The sequence below is a fragment of the Flavobacterium fluviatile genome (assembly GCF_010645065.1).
Classification (GTDB): Bacteria; Bacteroidota; Bacteroidia; order Flavobacteriales; family Flavobacteriaceae; genus Flavobacterium; species Flavobacterium fluviatile.
In genome coordinates, this window is record NZ_JAADZW010000001.1 from 293,497 (window position 1) to 315,943 (window position 22,447).

11 protein-coding genes are annotated in these 22,447 nt (G+C 37.0%); all 11 read left to right on the top strand.

The features are described from left to right. The first annotated feature begins 176 nt into the window (after nucleotides 1-176). The 11 genes from GXM17_RS01005 (at nucleotide 177) to GXM17_RS01050 (ending at nucleotide 22,324) form a co-directional block, all read left to right on the top strand. Entirely contained in the window at nucleotides 177-1,733 is a 1,557-nt protein-coding gene (locus GXM17_RS01005; protein ID WP_163397429.1) for a T9SS type A sorting domain-containing protein, read from the top strand. A gap of 252 nt (nucleotides 1,734-1,985) precedes the next feature. Continuing rightward, nucleotides 1,986-2,891 carry a T9SS type A sorting domain-containing protein gene (locus GXM17_RS01010; RefSeq protein ID WP_163397430.1) on the top strand — a complete coding sequence of 302 codons (906 nt, stop codon included), beginning with the start codon at nucleotides 1,986-1,988 and terminating at the stop codon, nucleotides 2,889-2,891. Between the two features lie 123 nt (nucleotides 2,892-3,014). After that, complete coding sequence (locus GXM17_RS01015; RefSeq protein ID WP_163397431.1) at nucleotides 3,015-5,876, top strand: carbohydrate-binding protein; 2,862 nt, start codon at nucleotides 3,015-3,017, stop codon at nucleotides 5,874-5,876. Nucleotides 5,877-6,322: 446 nt separating this feature from the next. After that, nucleotides 6,323-7,186, top strand: a complete 864-nt coding sequence (locus GXM17_RS21625) for a hypothetical protein (RefSeq protein ID WP_208796401.1) — start codon at nucleotides 6,323-6,325, stop codon at nucleotides 7,184-7,186. A gap of 83 nt (nucleotides 7,187-7,269) precedes the next feature. Further along, nucleotides 7,270-7,734, top strand: a complete 465-nt coding sequence (locus GXM17_RS21630) for a hypothetical protein (protein ID WP_208796402.1) — start codon at nucleotides 7,270-7,272, stop codon at nucleotides 7,732-7,734. A 203-nt stretch (nucleotides 7,735-7,937) separates the two neighbouring features. Further along, on the top strand, nucleotides 7,938-11,417 hold the full coding sequence (locus tag GXM17_RS01025) for a glycosyl hydrolase (RefSeq protein WP_244307303.1): 3,480 nt from the start codon (nucleotides 7,938-7,940) through the stop codon (nucleotides 11,415-11,417). 106 nt (nucleotides 11,418-11,523) lie between these two features. Continuing rightward, on the top strand, nucleotides 11,524-13,890 hold the full coding sequence (locus GXM17_RS01030; RefSeq protein ID WP_163397432.1) for an alpha-L-rhamnosidase-related protein: 2,367 nt from the start codon (nucleotides 11,524-11,526) through the stop codon (nucleotides 13,888-13,890). 136 nt (nucleotides 13,891-14,026) lie between these two features. After that, a complete protein-coding gene (locus GXM17_RS01035; RefSeq protein WP_163397433.1) occupies nucleotides 14,027-17,545 on the top strand; it encodes a glycosyl hydrolase in 3,519 nt (1,172 codons plus the stop codon). A gap of 168 nt (nucleotides 17,546-17,713) precedes the next feature. Continuing rightward, nucleotides 17,714-19,120: a sulfatase gene (locus GXM17_RS01040; protein ID WP_163397434.1), complete on the top strand. Its 1,407-nt coding sequence runs from the start codon at nucleotides 17,714-17,716 to the stop codon at nucleotides 19,118-19,120. A gap of 89 nt (nucleotides 19,121-19,209) precedes the next feature. Next, nucleotides 19,210-20,844, top strand: coding sequence for a sulfatase-like hydrolase/transferase (locus GXM17_RS01045; protein ID WP_163397435.1), 1,635 nt, complete (start codon nucleotides 19,210-19,212; stop codon nucleotides 20,842-20,844). A gap of 13 nt (nucleotides 20,845-20,857) precedes the next feature. Then, on the top strand, nucleotides 20,858-22,324 hold the full coding sequence (locus GXM17_RS01050; RefSeq protein ID WP_163397436.1) for a sulfatase family protein: 1,467 nt from the start codon (nucleotides 20,858-20,860) through the stop codon (nucleotides 22,322-22,324). Nucleotides 22,325-22,447 lie beyond the last annotated feature (123 nt).

Here is a 22,447-nt window from a genome sequence, read left to right on the forward strand (position 1 = left end):
ATTGATTATTAGTTTGTTTTCTTTATTTTTTAGAAAAGAACTGTTTTTCTTACTTTTTATAAAGTACCGTAAAAAGAGTTGTTTTTCTAACAGGACAAAGCAGTACAGGAATTAGGCTTTATTTATAGAAATTGCATTCTAAATACTAATTCTAATAACCTATTTTAAAGTTAATTATGAAAAAAAATACTATTAAATCCTTTTTGTTTGCAAGTTTTTTACTCTTATCATTTAGTTTGATAGCGCAAACAACAGCTCCCGATGAAGATACTGGTTCTTACACGACCTGTAACCCAGATGGCGAAAATGCAGTTAGAGAAACAGATATTCCAAATCCTGTAAATACAGGAACTATCGACGATCGCAGTTGTTATGCGAATTACAAAGAAAGCACCGTTTATGGAAAAACATGGGGCGTTTACAACATCACAGCCGGTTCAAATAAATTTGATACAAGCTTGCAGCCCAGAATTGAGCGCTCATTAAGTAGATCCCAGCAAACTGGTGTGGGAAGTTATGCAAAATTCACTGGAACTGTCAGAATTCTTGAAGTGGGCGATACAAGCGGAACCAGCAATGATGGTACTTATATAGCACAAGCCAAAGGAAAACACACAGGCGGTGGTGGTTCTGCAGATCCAGCTATTTGTTTGTATTTAGCGATGCCCGTATATGGTACTGGTGCCGATGCTGGTAAGCAAGTGTCGTTCGATATCTATGCCGAGCGTATCTTGGTTCGTGGTGGAGAAGGAAGTAGTGGTAGGGAAATCGTTTTTCTAAAGAACATATCAAAAAATGTGGAAACTACTTTTGAATTAGAGGTAGGTTTTAGACAAGACCCGAATGATGCAACTAAGAAAATTCAATATTGTGATGTGGTAATCGGAGGAGAGGTTTTTAAATGGAACATACCTTCACCTGAAAGAGGAACAGAATCGGGAATTCGATATGGTGCGTATCGAGTAAAAGGCGGAAGAGCGCAAATTAGATGGGCAAATACGACCTATCAAAAAGCAGAAGTTGTGGATACTAATCCTCCACCTGCAACAGGTGACGTTTACAGATTGAAAAACGTAGCGACTGGGAAATTTTTAACTGATTCAGGAGTAAGTGCTACACCAGTGACGATGAGTGATTCAGGTGTTGAGGATAACAAACAATGGACTTTTGTTGATAGTGGAAGCTTTTATAATTTAGATAGTAAAACCTATGGGGTATTGCGTGCCACGGGAGCTGGTTTTGCTGCGGGAGCTTATGCCGTTGTAATTACGGGAACCAATCCACCATCAAGTGATGGCGACAAAGTTTGGACGATACATTATGACGAATCTGATGATACGTATCGATTTGAATCGGGTACTAGCGGCAGATTTTTGTATCATGATGCCAATGGAAATGTAACACATGTTATTGTGCCTGATACAGATACTAGAAGTAAATGGAAAGCCATTCCAATATCAACCTCTCTTGGTGTGGAAGATTTTTCCAAAAGCAATTCGTTAATAAGACTCTATCCTAATCCAGCTAAACATGAATTCACCCTCGAATTTAAAGAACTAGGTATAGTATCTGTTAATATTTACGACGTATTGGGGAGATTATTGTACTCGAAAACAATCAACGAAAACAATCACGTAGTAACAAATAATGGTCTACTTAAATCTGGTGTTTATCTTGTAAAAGTAAATGCCTCCAATAACAATTCTTATTTTACCAAACTAATAATAGAATAGTTTTTATTTGAATTTTTTAAAAAAAGCAGAAATATTAATTCTTTCTGCTTTTTTTGTTTAATAAATTTTGTTTCAGATAGGATATGTATCACTGTAATTTGCTTTTTTTTGCTAATTTTTTTAATTGCTAGCAGGGCAATGCAGGACATGAATTTTTTTCTAAGAAAATAAATTTGAATTAGTTATGATAAAAGTTTAGTCCATAAAGATTGCTTTTCTCATAGAATGTTTAACTAATTTAAAAACTAACTTATGAAAAGAAAATTACAATTTTTAAGTGCTATTGCTATAACAGTATTTATGGGAACAGAAATGGTAAATGCACAAACTAATGGTGCATTTGGAGGAACTACTCCAAGTATTGGTCATCTTAAAGTTATTGAGTTTGAAAGATTTGATGTAGGAGCCAATGCTGACGCAACAGTAAATCCATCAGGTGTTACTCCCTTTGGTTACAGTGATAAAAGTGCTGGGAATAGTGTAACTTCAAGTGCAACAGTACAGCCTTCTTCATTACGTACTGGAACTGATGTGGATGTGGCTGAGCTAGTTGCCGATACTGATTTTAAGTATGTAACAGGAATTCAAGGTGGCGAATATTTATATTATACCGTTACTGTGGGAACTTCAGGGAAGTATCATATAGATGTTAATTATGCTCATAGTTCAACAGCAAATAAAAGGTATAAAATTGAAAAATTAAGTACAGATTTTTCTACAGCCGTAACATTGGTCGATGGTACGACTGATATTGCAAATGGACTGCCTAAAACAGCTAATGCTTCTACTTTTGCTACAGCTTCAGCGGGACCATCTGGTGCTCCAACTCAATTTGATTTAGCAACAGGAGAAAGCTTTGTAATTAAATTTACCTTTAATGATGCAGGTCCTAGTTTTAATTATTTTCAGTTTATCAGAGATGGTAATCCAACACTTGGTGTAGATTCATTTGATTCAAATAATACAGTAAACATATATCCAAATCCAAGTGCGACGGGTATATTCCAATTAGGTGAATCAACAAAATGGGAAGTATATTCTGTTTTAGGTGCTAGAGTAGCTCAAGGTGAAGGTACTGAGATCAATCTATCTGCTCAGACAAAAGGAGTATACGTAGTTAAGACAGCTAAAGGGGCTACTAAAGTAGTATTCCAATAGTCCTTTCTTTCTCCACTAAATTTTAAACTGTCTAAAAAACTAAAATGCTACTTGTTAACAAAATAAAATGCTTTTTTAAGTTTTTAGGCAGTTTTTTTAATGTAAATGAATAAAATATACAAAATGAAATTACCCAATTTAATAAGTTTGCTGCTTTTGAATACATTGAGTATCAATGCCCAAGTGGTGTTATCTACTGATTTTACTAAAAACAGCAATAACAAGGGGGAGTTAAAAGACATTTGGAATGTCGCTAACCGCATTTCGCCCACAACAGGTGCTGGAGTAAGAACTGGTTTTGAGGTGAATACCATCCGAATGGTTGGTGGGATTAATAAAAAAGTCAATGGAGAAAATGTCCCTGATTTAGATTTTGATCCCGTAAGTTATGATACCAATACAGGCACCTATGTCTATAACTGGACTGTGCTAAAAAACCGTATCAATGCCATTAGAAGAGATGGGGTTAAGATTTATCAATTTGTTCTTGACCAAGTGCCGTGGGCATTTCAACAGGGCTATACTTTTATACCTACGGGAACAAGAGATAATATCAATTTTAGAGAAGACGAAAGAGTAACCATTTATGGAAATTCGTTACCGCCTAAAGACAAAGTGGCCTACTTTAATTTTATAAAGGCCATGATGACCGAATTAGTAGTAACTTATGGAGCCGATGAAGTATTGTCTTGGCGTTTTAGAGTAGGTTCTGAAATCGAAACTCCTGAACATTGGAAAGGTACCGAGCAAGATTTTATCGATCATTTTGCTAATACTGTTAGAGCCGTTCGTGAAGTATTGCCAACTGCTACGATAGGATTGCACACTCGTGAACCTGACTTTATTTATAAAAATGGAACAGAACTGAATTATAAAGGCGAGCCAATTAAATCTTTTGCCAATGGAATTTTGGATTATTGTTTTGCCAATAATATTCAGTATGACTTTTGGGGAGCTTCGGAATATGTTTTGATTAATAATTCCACTGATAGAAATATCAGTCAAAAATACACAAAACTTTTTGCGCCATTAATCAATAACCCGAAGTGGAATCCCAATGCAAAATTTGATATGATGGAATATGCTATTGTTACTACCATGGATGGCGCGGATGGTTTAGGCTATATCAATTGTGCTACACCACATACCGAAATTATCAATTTGGCTTATTCCAATGTGTTTTTTAGAAATAGTGATAAGGGACTTGAAAACTTCTTTAGATGGGGGCAAAGACCTACTTCTGTGGAAGTACCTAGCATCGCGGTGCTGAAAACAATGACGGGTAAAAACAGATATGAAACCACTATCACGGGTTCATCTTCTGTAACAGGAAATCACATAGATGCTCTTTTTTCTAAAAGTGCTACTGAAAAGGATGTTGTGGATGTGTTGGTGTATAACCTCAATGCAAGTTCGCTTAATTATCAAAATGATGAATCAATAAGAATTTCATTTAATTGCGAATTACCAGTGGGTACTGTCTTAAAATACCGAAATCTAACCTATGGTAAGGATCAAAATGATTTGGAAAATTTCTTAAAAAACGAACCCACTTCTGGTTGGATAAAGTCAGGTTTTGATAGAAGAGGTGACCCTTCACGAACTTTAAATACTGCTGGAGCGGCTGCTTGGGCATCTTATACCAATCCTAATCGGTATGCATTTAATGACTGGAGTGAGGTCACTACAACAGCTCGCACCGATGGAGGTTCAGGGTCTTTGGTAGCTATAAATACCAGCTTGTCTTCGTTTTCATTTAAAAAATATGAATTCCGAATCAAAGATGTTTCCATCTTAGTAATTCCGGGAACTATTGAAGCAGAGTCGTACAATCCAGGAGGGCAAGGTGTAGGGTTTTCGGATTCGGATACTGTGGATACTTTAGGTTCTGGAAACGGTATTGATGGCGTTGATTTTGGAATATATAATGGTTCAAAATACGTAGGAGATACCAAAAATGGAGAATGGTTGAAATATACCGTAAATGTAGAGAACAATGGAAATCATGATTTTCATTTTTTATATAGTGCTGCCAGTGCAGGTTCAGTAGTGAGTATTGATGTGGATGGAGTACCTCTTTTTAGTAATTTTTCATTACCTAAAACCTTGGGGATAAACGATTTTAAGACAGTTAGTAAGTTAAAAGTAGAATTGACTTCAGGTGTTCATGAATTAAGAATCAACGTCCAGTCGGGTGGGTTTAATTTGGATAAAATAATTGTTGAAACATCAGGTTTGAAGCCGTTTAAAACGATAGTGAATATTCCAGGAACGGTACAAATCGAAGACTATGCCATAGGCGGGCAAGGGGTGGCTTACAATGATACTACACTTGGTAATGATACGAGTGGTTATAGAACAGAAAATGATGTCGATTTAGTCGTTGGAGGAACAGGTTTTGTGTCAACAGCACTGGCAGGTGGTGAATATACCAGATATCCTATTTATGTGACACAGTCTGGGGTGTATCATATGGAGTTGAATTATAAAACATCTTCTACTACTTCTAAACCCATAGCTGCAGCGATATTAGCAGCTGATTTATCGTCATCAACTCCATTATTTACCGATGCTGGTGGTTCTACAACTTCGGGAGTGATTAAAAAAGTTGATGGTGGTGGTGGTGCTATTTACGCTGATTATATTTCGACCAGTTTTAATCTTTATGAGGGGAACTGGGTGATTGAATTACAAATACCATCAGGAGGAGCTGGACCTAATTACGATTGTTTTACGCTTGTAAGGGATAGTTCTTTAGGGGTTAAAGATTTTAGTAAAAAAGATGAAGGTACTAAGGTCTTTCCTAATCCAAGTCGTGATGGGATTTTTAATTTAAGCCAATCAAATTCATGGAAAATTTATACGCTGACAGGTAGCGAAATTTTATCTGGCGAAGGTACTGAGATTAATCTTGCAGCCTTTTCTAAAGGAATCTATTTGTTGAAGATTGAAGGCGAAATAGCTAAAAAGCTTTTATATCAATAGATATCTTTAAGTCTGTTTCAAAAATGAAATTGTAATCTAAATTATTATCTACGAAAATCTGCCGAATCTGCGTGCTGATTTTTTGCTCGAGATTTACACAGATTTATGCAGATTTTTTCAAAATCTTTTGATAAACACGATTATAATGTGTGAGGTAGATTTACTACGGTTTTAAGATATTAGATAATTAAAAACCCTTAAAATCTTTTTAATTCTATCTAATTACTCTTTTTGAGTTGGATAAATGAAAGCCACGAATTCATGAATTACGAAATTTAATTCGTGAATTCGTGGCTTTTCTAAATCATATATTCTAGTCGCTTCACCAAAGTTAGAACACTTTCGTTAATGTTCCAAAACCACTTTTCTTGAGATCTGTGGCTTAAAAATAAATTTAGTTCCCTTGAAAGCGGTTGAATGATTGCGTATTTAATAAAAATAATAAAATGATAAAAGTAGGATTGTTTGGTATCGGTTTGGATACCTATTGGCCACAGTTTGAGGGTTTGTTAGAACGTTTGGAAGGCTACCAAAACCAGATTGCCAATAAAATGGAAACCTTCGGAGCCGAAGTAGTGAATGTAGGATTGATAGACTCCCCTATGAAAGCAAGAGAAGCTGCTGAATTTTTGAAAAAAGAAGATGTGGGTATTATATTTCTATATGTTTCGACCTATGCCTTGTCATCGACTGTTTTACCAGTGGTGCAAAAATTAAAATGCCCAATAGTAATTTTGAATATCCAACCAGTAGCTGCTATTGATTATGAAAAGTTCAATAAAATGGGCGATCGTGGTCTAATGACTGGCGAATGGCTAGCGCATTGCCAAGCCTGTTCTGTACCAGAAATTGCCAATGTTTTTAACCGTTCCGGTTTGGACTATGAGTTTGTAACAGGTTATTTGGGCGAACAATCGGTTTGGGATGAAATTCAAGATTGGATTGAAGCTGCCAACGTAGCCGATGTGATGCACAATAATCGTCTCGGTGTTTTAGGGCATTACTATTGCGGGATGCTTGATGTCTATTCTGATTTAACCAAACAAGCAGCTGCCTTTGGCACACATATCGAAATTGTTGAAATGTGCGAACTTAAAAAACATAGAGACGAAGCCACCCATGCAGAAATAAAAGCAAAAATGGAAGAGCTTCAGAATACTTTTGAGGTTGTTGACGAATGTGAGGAACAAGAGTTATTTCGTGCTGTTCTCACTTCAATTGCCTTGGATAAATTGGTGCAGAATCACAATTTAGGTTCCTTGGCGATTATTACGAAGGAGAATCGGGGAATGAATATGAAAATATTGTAACCTCTGTAATCGCTGGAAATACGTTGCTAACAGGGAAAAATATCCCAGTAGCAGGAGAATACGAAATTAAAAATGCCCAAGCCATGAAAATCATGGATGCCTTTGGTGTGGGTGGATCTTTCTCAGAGTTTTATGCGATGGATTTTAACGATGATATTGTGATGCTAGGGCATGATGGTCCTGCTCATTTTGCCATTGCCGAAGGTAAAGTACAACTAGTGCCACTTCCTGTTTACCACGGAAAACCGGGTAAAGGCCTTTCGATACAAATGACCGTAAAACATGGTCCTGTAACCTTACTCTCGGTGGTAGAAGGTAAAGATGAAGTCTTTTTATTGGTCGCCGAAGGAGAATCAGTCGCAGGTCCTGTGCTTCAAATAGGGAATACCAACAGCCGTTATCGTTTTTCAATTGGCGCACGTGCTTCTATGAACGAATGGTCTAAACAAGGGCCTTCACATCATTGCGCCATTGGGGTAGGACATATTGCCAATAAAATTGACAAACTCGGTAATTTATTGAAATTAAAAGTGGTTCGAATTTGTTAATGTTTGCTTAGGGATGTTTTTTTTTTGGTTAATAACCAAGACAGTACAGGATAAAAATTATATAGCTAAGATTTAAGTTTATCAACAATAGAAATAAAGTTGTAAATGAATATTTGATGCCTCATTCTTAATGTTGTTTCAAAATCATACAAAACTATTAATTCAATAGTTTCTACTTTTTACACTTTTTTAAAATAAAAATCATGAAAATTTCCTCTATTGTATGCTTTGTATTAAGTATTCAGCTGTTTTTTGTAGGTTGTAAACCTCAAAAAACAGCTGTTGTTTCAGGAAAAAACATACCTGAAATGAGTCTTGAAAAATTAAAAAAAGGGTTTTCATCACCAGAAATGCAATACCATCCCGAAACTTGGTTTCATTTTAACGGAAATAACATTAGCAAAGAAGGGATTACACTCGACTTAGAAGCAATAAAATATGCAGGTATTCAAGGAGTACATTTATTTAATAAAAACGGACAAGTATATCCAGGTGTTAAACAAATCAAAGTATTATCACCAGAATGGGAAGACATGGTGCGCCATACGGCCAATGAATGCAAGCGTTTGGGATTAAAGTTTACGATGCAAAATTGCCCAGGCTGGTCCATGACAGGCGGTCCTTGGGTACCTGCCCAAGAGGCGCAACGAGAAATTGTAGAAAAGGTTTACCGATTTAAAGGTGGAGCGAAATTTAATGAAGTTTTATCAATTGATTCGTTGTATAAAACTCCAGATTATGATTATAAAGAGGTGCAGGTTCTGGCATTTCCAACTCCAGAAGGCGACGATACAGCTATACTCAATCCTTCAAAAGTAGAGACTAATAATAATATTGTACCTTGGGAAGATATTTTTAACCCTAATTCTAAAATCATTGTCACAGCCAAAACCACCATGCTTGACAAAGAATTACCACAATACAGAGCCGAAGGGATTGCCAAAGTAGCTACAAAAAACAGTTGGGTAAAAACGATATTTAATAATCCCGTTACCCTTCGTTCTATTGAGTTGCCACCATTGCGCCATATTATAATGGATTCGCAATACCCAAAAGTAGATGTTATCCTCAAAGTAGAAGCAGTTTTAGGAAATACTCTAACTCAGATAGCGGCAATTAAAATACCTGATGGTCACTGGAATGACAGACAAAAATATTTAACATTGGCTGTTCCTGAAACTACGGCAAAAGAATTTGTTTTCACTTTTGAAGGGACTCATGTTATTCAACCAGAATTTATTCATTTAACTTCAAAACCAAGGCTTCATAATCACGAAGCCAAAGCAGCCAAAACCCTGCGTGGTATTAAAGAGGAAATGACCTATAATTATGCTGAAAACACGATTATTCCTGCGGATAAAATTTTGAATATTACTGATAAAATGTCCTCTGATGGAACGTTAACTTGGGATGTTCCTAAGGGAAATTGGACAGTAGTACGTTTTGGTCACATCAATATGAGGCTAACCAACAAGCCTGCCATGCCAGAATCAACGGGTTGGGAATCGAGTAAATTAGATAAAATAGCCATTGAAAATCATTTGCGTAAGGGGATGATTGGGAAGATGATTGAACCTGGCGGTCCCATTGGTGACGGAAAACTAAAAGGTTTATTGATTGATAGTTGGGAAAGTCACGTACCCACTTGGACGATGAACTCCGAAGATATGTTTCAAGAGTTTGAGCAACGTCGTGGGTATAGTATGAAAAAATATTTACCAGCAACCATGGGATATATTGTTGAAAGTCCTGAGGTAACCACCAAGTTTTTACGGGATATACGCCAAACCATGGATGATGTGTATGTGGATAATTTTTTCAGCCATTTCGCAAACATCGCCCATGAAATGGGAACAGAAGTATATACAGAAGGAGCAGGTGGAGAAGTATTGCCTATTGACCCCATGCGTTATTATGGCGTAAGTGATATACCCATGACGGAATTTTGGTATCCTACCGCACCTTCGAAGCAAAATGAAAACGATAAACTAGTATTTTCTGCCACCTCTGCCATGCATTTGTATAACAAACCAAAGTTAGCCGCAGAAGCCTGTACACAATTAGATGTTAAGTGGAACGAACACCCTTTTGATGTCAAATACTTGATAGATTATAATTTTACAAAAGGGATTAACCATTTGGTTTTTCATACTTTTTCACATACCCCACAAACCAATGTTACTCCTGGTTCTAGTTTTGGAGGAAATATCGGTTTTCCTTTGGTGCGAAAACAAACTTGGTGGAAGCACATGCCAGATTGGATTACTTATTTGGCACGTGACCAATATATGCTACAACAAGGCGAATATGTAGCCGATGTACTTTGGTATTATGGCGATGATTTTGTACGTCCGCCTTCTGATTTGGATTATTTTCCGAAAGGCTATCGTTTTGATTATTTGAATGAAGAAATTTTACAAACTAAATTATCGGTAAAAGACGGAAAAATCAATGTAAAAGAAGCGGGAGATTACCGAGTTATTTTACTTAGAGATTCTGATGAAATGTTGCTTTCAACCCTTCAAAAGTTAAAAGAATTAGTGCTTCAAGGTGCGGTAATTGTTGGAGACAAACCAATGGGTTCTCCAAGTTTAATGGATGATGAAAACGATTTAATCCTACTCAAATCCATTTCAGATGAATTATGGGGAACTGACAATAGAGGGGCTAAAAAAGTGGGCTTGGGTAAGGTGTATTGGGGGCAAACTCTTGATGAGGTTTTAAAAGCCGAAACCCTTGCGCCTGATGTTGTAGTGCCTGAAGGTTTGCCAATTCATTGGATTCATCGCCAAACCGCCGATGCGGATATTTATTTTGTGAGTACTACAAGCGATAAACCGGTAGATGTTTCGTTAAGTTTTAGAGTGACTAATACACATCCTCAATTGTGGGATGCTTTTACTGGAGAACAACAAGACGCCTTGGTTTGGTCTAAGGATAAGGAAAGAATTAATGTGGCCTTATCTTTTAGTCCAAGTGGTAGTGCCATAGTGGTTTTTCCAAAAGGAGAAAAGAAATCGAGTTGCTCCAAAATTGTTTTTGAAAACCAAACGATTTTGAGTTCAGAAAAAGGATGGTATAGAATTCATAATAACAATAATTTAATAACTGTTTCAAAAACAGGAAATGACATACTAGCTTCAAAATTGGGTACTTATCAATTTTATGAAGGAGAAAAAGTCAATTCAATTCAATTAAAGGTTGAAGAAAAGGCACTTCAAAATAATTGGAAAGCTGCTTTTGAAAAAGGTTGGGATACTCCCGAATCCATTCAAATACCAAAATTAGAATCATTAGCAAACCACGAGAATAATGCAGTAAAACATTATTCAGGGACGATAACCTATACCAAAGATTTCAAGCTCGAAAGTATTGGTAAAAATTGTAGCTTTGATTTAGGTGAAGTAGCCAACATTGCCGAACTATGGTGCAATGGACAAAAAGTAGGTACACGCTGGGCACCACCTTTTACTTTTGATGTGAGTAAATATGTTAAAAAAGGCGAAAATGAATTAGAAATCAAAGTGACCAATACCTGGCGAAATCAATTGATTTTTGATAATACACGTTCAAAAGAAGATAAAAAAACTTGGACAACCAATCCGCCTAAAAAGGATGATATAAAATTGGATTCATCCGGTTTAATCGGACCTGTTACACTAAAAACCTATTTTAATAAATGATTTTTTTTGAATAACAAACAGTCTTTTAAAATCTATTAAATCATAAAAAGTAAATAATTTACAAAATAGCGATAAAGCTGTTACTCTATATTAGATGAAAACACAAATGATAACAGTAAGAAAAAAAATTAGCACTTCATTAATTTTGGTTTTAATGGTAACTATCGGTTATGCCAAAACCCCCAATTGGGGTAACGCACAATGGATTTGGCAAGAAGAGGCAGGACCAGCCAATACCTGGGTTGCTTTTCGTAAAACTTTTGACCTTAAAAATGTTCCTACCGAAGCTTTGGCACATTTAGCCGTAGATACCAAATATTGGCTTTGGGTGAACGGTAAAGCGGTTTTGTTTGAAGGTGGTTTGGCTCGTGGAGCGGCACCCAACACCAATTATTATGATGAGGTTGACTTAAAACCCCATTTAAAAAAAGGGCAAAATACCATCGCTATTTTGGTTTGGTACTGGGGAAGAACACGAAAAGTTCATGACGATAGTGGCAAAGGCGGTCTCTTATTTCATGCCAATTTAGGAAATCAGATTATAGAATCAAATACAGACTGGAAGCTAAAAGTGCATCCAGCTTACGACCCCAATAGCGGTGGCGGTGGCGATTCTGCCAATCGTGTAAATGCTTACAATGTGAAATTTGATGCACGTTTGGCTATGGGGGATTGGTCTGATAAGGCTTGGTACTCTCAAAATTATGATGATAGTAATTGGAGCAGTCCAACCCTAAAAGGATTGGCAAACAGTTTACCGTGGGGGAATTTAGTGAAAAGAGCTATTCCGCAATGGAACGACAGAGGCTTAACTAATTATGAATCACTTAAAATTAGCTCTAAAACGGATAAGGTTAATATTGAATTACCTTATAAAAACAATACAGATGCTACAATAATCATCCATGCTAAACTTCCTTTCAACAAACAAATTACACCTTATTTGAAAGTGAATAGCACTGCGGGTAAAATCATTATTGCAAATACCGACAATCCATTTAATATGTTAAGTGGAACTTATATTACGAAAGATGGAGAGCAAGCCTTTGAAAGTTATTCTTGGATAAATGGTCATGTAGTAACCTATAGTATTCCGCCAGGTGTTGAGGTATTAGACTTAAAATACCGATGGACAGGTGTTGGAGAAATGACAGGTAATTTTGAATGTAATGATGACTATTTTACACGTCTTTGGTGGATGGCTCGTAATACATTATATATATGTGCCCGTGATGGTTATATGGATTGTCCGGATAGAGAACGTGGGTTATGGATAGGTGATGTAGCCGATCAAACTGGTGCCATTTTCTACACTTTGGATGATGCCGGACGTCAGCTGCTGAAAAAAGGAATTGACAATACGATTGCCTATCGCGTTGGTGATACAATTCAAGGGTTAGCGCCCGGCTTTGGAGCTTACAGAGGAAAAAGTAGCGAACTTACCTGTCAAAGTTTACAATTTATCGATCAAGTAGTTTGGCAATATTATTACAATACTGGAGATAAAGAAACATTAGCAAATGCTTATCCTGCTATTTTTAACTATCTAAATCTTTGGAAAATGAAACCAAATGGTTTACCTGAGCATCGCAAGGGCTATGCCAATTGGGTAGATTGGGGGGAAGATACAGACCCAACTCCAACGAACGTTTGTTGGTATTATATGTCGCTAAAAGCTGCCAAAAAAATGGCAATAGCATTGAAGCAAGATAAAGATATTGAATGGTATAGCAATCGAATAACAAGTATTGAAAAAAACTTCGCAAATGAGTATTGGCAAGGAACACATTATGGAACAAAAGGGAAACCAATAGAAGAGCGTACCACCTCTTTGGCTATTATTAGTGGCTTGGCAGACAAAGCCCATTATGACAAATTAGTAGATTCTATTTTACTTCCTGTTCAAAAAGCAAGTCCTCACATGGAATGGATTGCACAAGAGGCTATTATGTTGACAGGTCAATATGATAAGGGCTTGTTGCGAATGAAACAGCGTTATGAATCTCAAGTAAATAATAAAGAACTAACAACGCTTTATGAAAAATTTGATGATAAAAAACCTGGTACCCCTAACCATGCGTGGAATGCTCCTAATTATGTATTGTCTAGATATATTGCAGGAATAAAGGCAACTGATGTAGCTTGGAAATCCTTTCAAGTAAAACCAAATCTAGCACATCTAACTTATGTAAAGCAAATTGTTCCTTCTGTAAAAGGCGATATTTCTGTCGAAGTCAATAAATCCAAAGATAGGTATTCTATTCATTTAATTTCTCCCAAAGAAACAACAGCAACAATATTTGTACCTAAATCAGGTAAAAAGATTAGCAAGATTTTAGTAAACGAAAAAAATGTTTGGAAGCGGGATAAGAAATTCAAACAATTGAAAGGTTTTGAATATGTAAGTCAAGATTCAAATGATGTCATTTTTAAAGTTGCTGCTGGCAAATGGTCTGTGGTTGCTGAATACTAATATAATAAGGGGATGCTTAAAATAGTTGAAGAAGAATTTGTCTAAATTTAAAATGATGATAATTTATTATAGATTATCAATATTGAATGTTTTTTATATGATAAAAAAAATAATAGCTTATAACTTAGATAGTATAATGAATCAAAAAGGTTTTCTAAAAACACTAATAATATTACAAAACAAAACTGTTTTTATAAGCTTGCTATTGTGTTTGTTCCTCTCAAATGGGATAGCGCAAAAGACAACACTAGAACAAAATTTCCAAAATCCTCCTGCCTCGGCAAAAGCCAGAACCATCTGGTTTTGGATTAATGGAAATGTAAGTAGAGCAGGTATCACCGCCGATTTGGAGGCGATGAAAAAGAATGGGATTCAAGGCGCTATTCTGTTTAATGTCAGTTTAGGAAATCCCAAAGGGGTGGTGTCTTATTTAAGTCCCGACTGGTTAGAACTCTTTCATTTTGCTGCTTTAGAAGCCAAACGGTTAGGGTTAGAGTTGGGCTTTCACAATGGAGCTGGTTGGTCGTCTTCGGGCGGTCCTGCGATTACTCCTGAATTTGCCATGCAAAAACTGGTGTATTCTAAAACCGTCCATCAAGGAAACAAAGTTTTCCGAGGGAAACTGCCTCAACCCGAAACCAAATTAGACTATTACAAAGACATCGCTATACTTGCTTTTCCAAATCCCAAAAGCAACCAACGCATCGATGAATTGGATATAAAAACCCTTTCGGACAAAGTGCGCAGTCATTTAGCTCCCGATGCTAAACCGATTTCGGATTTGGCCATCGTAAAAAAATCAGAAATAATAGATTTAACCTCTAAACTAGCAACTGATGGTTCGTTAAACTGGAAAGCACCCGCAGGAGATTGGGTGATTTTGCGTATTGGCCACACACCCACGGGCGAGATGAATCGTTTTGCTAGTGATGGTGGTCGTGGTTTAGAATGTGATAAAATGAGCACTGAGGCCGTTGATTTATTTTGGAATGGAAATATAATGCCCATCCTCAACAAATTGGACGGGCTAGTAGGAACAGTGGTAAACAGATGCCATATTGATAGTTATGAAGTGGGGACAACCAACTGGACTAAAAATTTTGCTGCCGAATTCCAAAGGCTGCGTTCGTATGATTGTCATATGTATTTGCCTACGCTGGCGGGGTATTATGTAGAAAGTAGCGAAGAATCCGAACGTTTTCTTTGGGACTTTCGCCGTACCATTGGTGATTTAATGGCTAAAAAGTATTATGGGCGCATGGCCGAACTTAGCCATCAACACGGCATGCTCATTTCAACCGAACCTTATTGGGGCCCTTTTGATAATATGCAAGTGGGCGAAACGGCCGATTTGGTGATGTCTGAATTTTGGAGTGGCTATTTAGCTTTTTTCGATTCGCCTAAGTTTGTCGCTTCGATAGCCAAATTAAATGGTAACAATATTGCCGAAGCCGAAGCTTTTACTGATACAGGCGGTTGGCAAAGACATCCGGGTGCATTGAAAAAGATGGGAGACTTGGCTTGGGCACAAGGCATCAATCGTTTTGTGATTCATTGTTATGTGCACCAACCTTGGAATCTGGGGCCAGGCTTGACTTTGCAAAGTTTCGGAATTGATTTTAATAGATTGAATACTTGGTGGAACCAAGGGAAATCCTTTTTAGACTATATCGGTCGTGGCCAGTTTTTGCTGCAACAAGGCAAATCAGTAGCCGATGTGTTGGTGTTTACAGGAGAAGCCTCGCCTAATGACGCCTTATTGATGCCCGAAATAAAAGCTTTAGGCTATGATTATGATGTGATAGGTTCTAATAAAATAAGCAGTCTATCGGTAAAAGAGGGATTGATTTGTACCGCAGTTGGCGACAAATACCAAGCGTTGGTGCTTCCTGACACGCCTTGGATGACACCAGAAATACTGCAAAAAATAGAAGAATTGACAAAAGGAGGTGCTGTTATTTTAGGTACAAAACCTAAAAAATCGCCTAGCCTTCAAAATTTTCCTAACTGTGATAATCAACTGACTCAAATAGCTGATGCCTTATGGGATAACGGACTCATACAAGATAGTTCAGTCGTTAAAAGCTTGCAAAAAGGGACGTTACCACCTGATTTTTCTGTTGCAAATGGAAACAACAAAGCTTTAGAATACATCCACCGAAAAACAGCCGACACCGATATTTATTTTGTGGTCAATAAGCTAAAAGAAAGTCAAACGATAAACTGTCGTTTTAGAGTATCGGGCAAACAACCTGAATTTTGGAATGCCGAAACAGGCGCCATTTCCAAGGCGGCCGTTTGGCAGGATAATGCTGATGGAACGACTACTGTGGCTATTCCGTTTGCTTCAGAAGCAGCTGTTTTTGTTGTTTTTAGAAACTCAATAGATGCAGGAAATCACCTTTTAAGTGCCACTGTAGAAGTTCAAAAAAATAGGAGTACGCCACTTTTTAACCTAAAAATCATCAAAGCCGAATATGGTACTTTCTTGCCTGATGGTGTGGTTGACGTAACAGCAGTAGTGGCCAAAAGTGTTCAAAAAAATCAATTGAAAGTACAGGCAACTAGAGACCTTTGCGGGGGTGACCCTGCTCCGGGTTACAAAAAAGAATTGCGTCTTCAATACAAAGTAGGGAATGCAATTCTCGAAAAAAATGCGATGGAAAGAGAGTGGCTGGAAATTGCTGCGCCTGAGAATGGGAAATTAGAAATTTTGAAAGCCATTTTCGGGAAATTTGAACGAGGATTTGAAGGACTTCCTGCAAATAATCAGCTGTATGATGTTACGGAAAAGGTTAAAAAAATGGTGGACTCAGGAGTGTATGAAATTCCAGTAAATGAAAGCTTTCTTGAAGGAAATGAGATCCTGACCAAAAAATCCTTGCGCTTGGAGTATGCTACCAATGATGAGGTAAAAACCATAACGGTCTCTGATGGAGGACTACTCAAATTGACCGAGGCAACAGCAGAACCCCAATTGATTTATAACCAAGAAAAATTAAATTGGGTTACCCCTTGGGTAGGGAAATTAAAGTACCAAACTACTACAGGTATAACCAAAACTCTAAAGGTGAAATCAGTTCCAGAAGCTATTGAATTAAAAGGGACTTGGGAGGTAAGTTTTCCGATGAAGAACGAAACGGTTTTAAAAGAAACCTTCAATAATTTAACATCTTGGGCAACTGCAGCTAATGATGATATTCGTTATTTTTCGGGTACGGCCAGTTATAAAAAGCAGTTTGATATTCCAGCGCATTTACTAAAAGAGGAGTATTCGTTACAATTAGATTTGGGAATTGTAAAGGAAATTGCTGAAGTTTTTGTGAATGGCAAAAATCTGGGCATTTACTGGAAAGCGCCGTTTAGCATTGATATCAATAAGTTAGTGGTGGCAGGAAATAATACATTAGAAATAAAAATTATTAACCTTTGGCCCAACCGTTTGATTGGCGATGAACAACTGCCTTTGGATTACGAACGAAAAGGCCCTAATGTTTCCAAATGGCCCGATTGGCTTTTGAACAATAGCTCACGTCCCACAGACCGTACTACTTTTGCTGCTTTTAAACATTGGCATAAAGATTCAAAACTGCTACCATCGGGTTTATTGGGACCTGTTAAAATTATAGTTTATAAAGTGGCAGTGCTGCAATAGCATAGGAAATGGATGATCGAATATAGAAAATAGCCGTACAATACAGGACAGGATTTTTAAAAGTTCGAAATAAATTTGATTCTTGGCATTTTTTCTGGGTAGTGGCGTCGTGGCTACCCGTAAATGGGATGCCAAACAGAATTAAGATTTTAAAGTAAAACATTTGATATGAAGCATATCCTGTCTATAGCTATTTTGTCAATTGGTTTGTTCGCATTTGCGCAACCCAAAAAGAAGATGCCCAACATTCTTTTCATTGTAGTCGATGATTTGCGTCCGGAACTGAATTGTTATGGTGCAAGCCAAATCAAATCGCCTAATTTGGATAAGTTGGCCGCTGATGGCTTGGTGTTTAATAGAGCCTATTGCAATATTCCCGTTTGTGGTGCTTCAAGAGCAAGTCTTTTGTCAGGTACCAGACCTACACGTTACCGTTTTATTGATGCTTATACCGAAAAAGACAAAGACAATCCCGATGCGATGTCACTGCCTTTGTTGTTAAAGAATAATGGTTATACCACCATTTCCAACGGGAAAATTTACCACCATCAAAAAGATGACAACAAAGCTTGGGACAGCCGATGGTTTCCAAAAGGAAATATTCGCAATTATCAATTAGCAGAAAATATTGAAAAAAATGCCCAAGCCAATCTTTCAGAAGCGGGAGGGGTTGCCTTTGAAAATGCAAATGTAAATGATACTGCTTATTTTGACGGCAAAATTGCTCAAAAAGGAATGGCAGATTTGCGCAAATTGAAAGGGCAAAACAAACCATTTTTTCTGGCACTTGGTTTTATGAAACCTCATTTACCGTTCAATGCACCTAAAAAATATTGGGATTTGTATGATAGAAATACCATTGCACTTCCAGCAAATTATGTGCAACCTGAAACAACTCCCAAAGAAGCTTTTCATAATTATGGGGAATTGCGTCAATACGATGGCATTCCAAAGAAAGGAGACTTGCAAGATGAAATGGCTAAAGAATTGATTCACGGGTATTATGCTTGCGTGAGTTATGTCGATGCGAAAATTGGTTTGGTTCTTGACGAGTTGAAACGATTGGATTTAGAAGAAGATACGATAGTGATTTTATGGGGCGACCACGGTTGGAATCTAGGCGAGCACAAACTCTGGTGCAAGCATTCTACTTTCGAAAAAGCACTTAAAACGCCCTTAATCATCAAAGTACCAGGAAAAACAAAAGGGACTGTAAGCAATGATATTGTAGAATATATAGATGTCTATCCCTCATTGGTAGAACTAGCAGGTTTGAAAAACCCTACTACTGTGGAAGGCAAAAGTTTTGTACCGATTATCAACGGAAAGAAAAGCGATAAAAATTGGGCAGTAAGTAAGTTTAAAGATGCCGTAACCTTAATAAAAGACGATTTGTTTTATACCGAATGGACAGATGACCAAGGCAAGGCGTATGCCCGCATGCTTTTTGACCACAAAACCGACCCCTTAGAACTGGATAATTTGGCTGAAAAGCCAGAATATCAAAAGACAGTAAAGGATTTAGCTGCTGAATTAAGAGCAAAATGGGGTAAGGATTTTTTAAAAAAGAATTAATTGCCATCTAAATGTCAGTCTGTCCCGAAGTTTCGGGAGTCGAAGACTTCAACAACCTCAATAAGCTAAAATTTTATAAATAGTTATAAATGAAAAAAACGAAACGTTTTGCTTTACTGCTAATTTCCCTGTTTACATTTTCAGGAAATGCTCAAAGTCAACAAAAATCAAAACCCAATATTGTATTGATTTTTGCAGACGATTTAGGCTGGACCGATGTAAGCACAGGTAATATGAATTTCAATAATGGTTCTAAAATCTATCAAACTCCTGAAATCGCTCAATTAGCCTCCGAAGGAATGTCTTTCACCCATGCTTACACCAATCAAAATTGTGCGCCTTCTCGTGCGGCCTTGATTAGCGGTCAGTATGCTACAGGAGTTGATAATGGGGTGTACAATGTTGGTTCGTTAAACAGACCCGACAAACGAACCCAACGTTTTCCTAATTTATCCATTAAACCGCACCAACAACGAAATGTTATAGCAGATGTAGGTACTAGTATATTTGATGTACTAAAAACCCAAGGCTATATTACTGCTTTAATTGGCAAAAGTCATGGTACACCGCATCCTCTGAAAGCAGGTTACGGCATTGATTTACCAGCCGATATTCATCATGAATTGACGGAGATGGTTAATGGTAAAAAAACAAAATCAACCTATTTGGCATTAAAATCAGATACTGAAGGATGGACTTTTAACTCGGAATTTGTGGATAAGTATGCTAATCCGTACGATCAAAAATACATCGAGCAAACTTTATCAGCATACAAAAAGAATAGCAATCAATCTGTTTTAATTGGTTCCCCTAAACACCTTACCGATGCCATTGGTGATTATGCTGTAGATTATATTAAAGAGAAAGCAAGGGGCGAAAATCCATTTTTTCTGTATGTGCCTTTTCATGCTGTGCACTCTGATGTGGTAGGTCGTAAAGATTTAACGGAAAAATATTTGAAAAAAGGCTTAAGTCCTCGATTGGCCGAATATGGTTCGTTGATAGAACTTTTGGACCAAAACGTGGGTAAAATTAGTAATGCCTTAAAAGACCCTAACGGAGACGGCGATTTATCAGATGATATTACAAACAATACTATATTTATTTTTTATTCGGATAACGGAGGTTTGGTAGATAATGTTCCGCTTAAAGGAAAAAAAGGAAGTCTGGACGAAGGAGGAATTAGAGTGCCGCTTATTTTTAGATATCCAGGGGTAATCAAACAAAATACTATTTCCAATCAAGCGGTTCATTGTATTGACTTTTTGCCTACACTAGCTGATATGGCAGGGGCTTCGATTTCGTCTATGAACAAAAATAATGGCGAAAAAGCGGTTTATGATGGTGCTTCTTTTGCGGATGTTTTAACAGGAAATAAAAAAAGGATTGAGCGCGAAAACTTGTTTTGGCACTTGCCAGGCTATATGGACGAACGATTCAGGCCTACCACACTTATTCAAAAACGCATAAGAGAGGAGTATTATAAACTGTTTTATTATTATGAAACAGAAGAGTTCACCCTGTACAATTTGGATAAAGATTTAGAAGAGAAAAACAATCTTTTGAAGAATCCTTCTGCAAATGACATGAAGATTGCTTTAAAAATGAATGCGGATATGGTCGCTTGGTTAAAAGCAAATAAAGCGCCTACAGGAACTTTTGTAAAAGATGGAGCAGCAGTACCTTATCCTAAAGCAGATGGAGTTAGCAAATACAAACAATAATTAGTACAATAAAATGAAAAAAAATAGTCTGATATTCTTTGTTTTCGGATGTATCGTTTTAACAATGACTTCTTGTTTGGCTCAAAAAAAGAATGAACAAGCAAATGTTAAAAACACACAGCCCAACATAATATTTTATTTATCGGATGACCAAGATGTCTATGATTACGGTTGTTACGGAAACGAAAAAGTAAAAACTCCCGCTGTGGATCGTATTGCCCGAGAAGGGATTTTGTTCGAAAATGCTTTTACCGCTCAGGCCATCTGTGCGCCTAGTCGATCGCAATTATTCACAGGGAAATATCCTTTGAAAAACGGTTGTTTTGCGAATCATTCTAAGGTAAAACCCGATATCGTTAGTATAACCAAGCATCTGCGAAAACTTGGGTATGAAGTGGTTTTAGCAGGAAAAAGTCATGTGAGTCCTGATGAGGTTTTTGATTGGGACAAAGAATGGCATGCGGTAGAAAGACCCGAAGGGCCAAGAGAATACATCCCTATAGACAGTATTCAGAGTTATTTTAAAAAGATAAAGAAACCTTTTTGTATGTTAATTACTTCCTATTACCCACATTCAGAGTATTTTGATGTGAAGGGGGCGACTGCCAATGATATTAAGTTTTATCCTTTTAATGAAAAGAAAAAAAATGACCCTTCTTTTGTTAAAACCAAAGCAGGTTATTACAGAAGCATTGAAGAAGACAACAAACAATTAGACCAAGTGCTTACAGCGGCCGACAACTATTTGGGAGAAAATACGCTTTTTATTTACAGTGCAGACCACGGAGTTTCAGGGAAATTTACAGTAAAAGACATTGGGTTGAAAGTACCCTTTGTGGCTCGTTGGCCAAAAGTGATTAAACCAGAAACCAAGTCCAAACAGCTTATTCATTATACCGATGTGTTGCCCACTTTTATGGAAATTGCCGGTGGTAAAGCAACTCCCGATATGGATGGCACCAGCTTTTTGTCCATTTTAAAAGGGACAGATACTGTCATTCATCAATACGTTTATGGGGTGAGAACCAATCAAAACATTCTCAATTCGGAAGTTTTTCCGTCTCGAATGATTCGTGATAGCCGTTACAAATACATCCGAAACTTTAATTCTGTTGATGTGGTAGAACAGAATCTAACAAATAAAACCAATGTTGATTTTTTCATTCGTAGAGGTGCTAATGCTTTTAAAAACGAACCCTTTGAAGAATTATATGATTTGCAAAACGACCCTTTTGAACAGCATAATCTAATAAACAAACCCGAATTAAAAGAGATAAAGGAGCGATTAACAAAAGACTTGTTTAGCTGGATGAAAGCTCAAGGCGACTTTTTGAATGAGCAAGTAGGAATTATGCCATTGATAAAAGGAAAAGGAAAAGCGGGTTTCAGACTAGACGAAGATACACCGCGAAGAAAAATACCTGATGCCATAAAAAACACCTTAAAAGAAGAAGATTATTTGATTATTAAGTATTGGTAGTTAAAAAATTATAAAAATGGAATAAGATCTTTTTTAATCGAATATTTTCAAAACACCTTACAATACAGGACAAGAATTTTTTATAAAGTTTCTAACATTGTAATCGATTAGGCATATTAAATT

Coding starts and splice junctions, on each gene's coding strand:
- GXM17_RS01015 (WP_163397431.1), top strand. CDS start 3,015: ATGAAATTACCCAATTTAATAAGTTTGCTGCTTTTGAATACATTGAGT.
- GXM17_RS01045 (WP_163397435.1), top strand. CDS start 19,210: ATGAAAAAAACGAAACGTTTTGCTTTACTGCTAATTTCCCTGTTTACA.
- GXM17_RS01035 (WP_163397433.1), top strand. CDS start 14,027: ATGAATCAAAAAGGTTTTCTAAAAACACTAATAATATTACAAAACAAA.
- GXM17_RS21625 (WP_208796401.1), top strand. CDS start 6,323: ATGATAAAAGTAGGATTGTTTGGTATCGGTTTGGATACCTATTGGCCA.
- GXM17_RS01025 (WP_244307303.1), top strand. CDS start 7,938: ATGAAAATTTCCTCTATTGTATGCTTTGTATTAAGTATTCAGCTGTTT.
- GXM17_RS21630 (WP_208796402.1), top strand. CDS start 7,270: ATGAAAATCATGGATGCCTTTGGTGTGGGTGGATCTTTCTCAGAGTTT.
- GXM17_RS01050 (WP_163397436.1), top strand. CDS start 20,858: ATGAAAAAAAATAGTCTGATATTCTTTGTTTTCGGATGTATCGTTTTA.
- GXM17_RS01030 (WP_163397432.1), top strand. CDS start 11,524: ATGATAACAGTAAGAAAAAAAATTAGCACTTCATTAATTTTGGTTTTA.
- GXM17_RS01010 (WP_163397430.1), top strand. CDS start 1,986: ATGAAAAGAAAATTACAATTTTTAAGTGCTATTGCTATAACAGTATTT.
- GXM17_RS01040 (WP_163397434.1), top strand. CDS start 17,714: ATGAAGCATATCCTGTCTATAGCTATTTTGTCAATTGGTTTGTTCGCA.
- GXM17_RS01005 (WP_163397429.1), top strand. CDS start 177: ATGAAAAAAAATACTATTAAATCCTTTTTGTTTGCAAGTTTTTTACTC.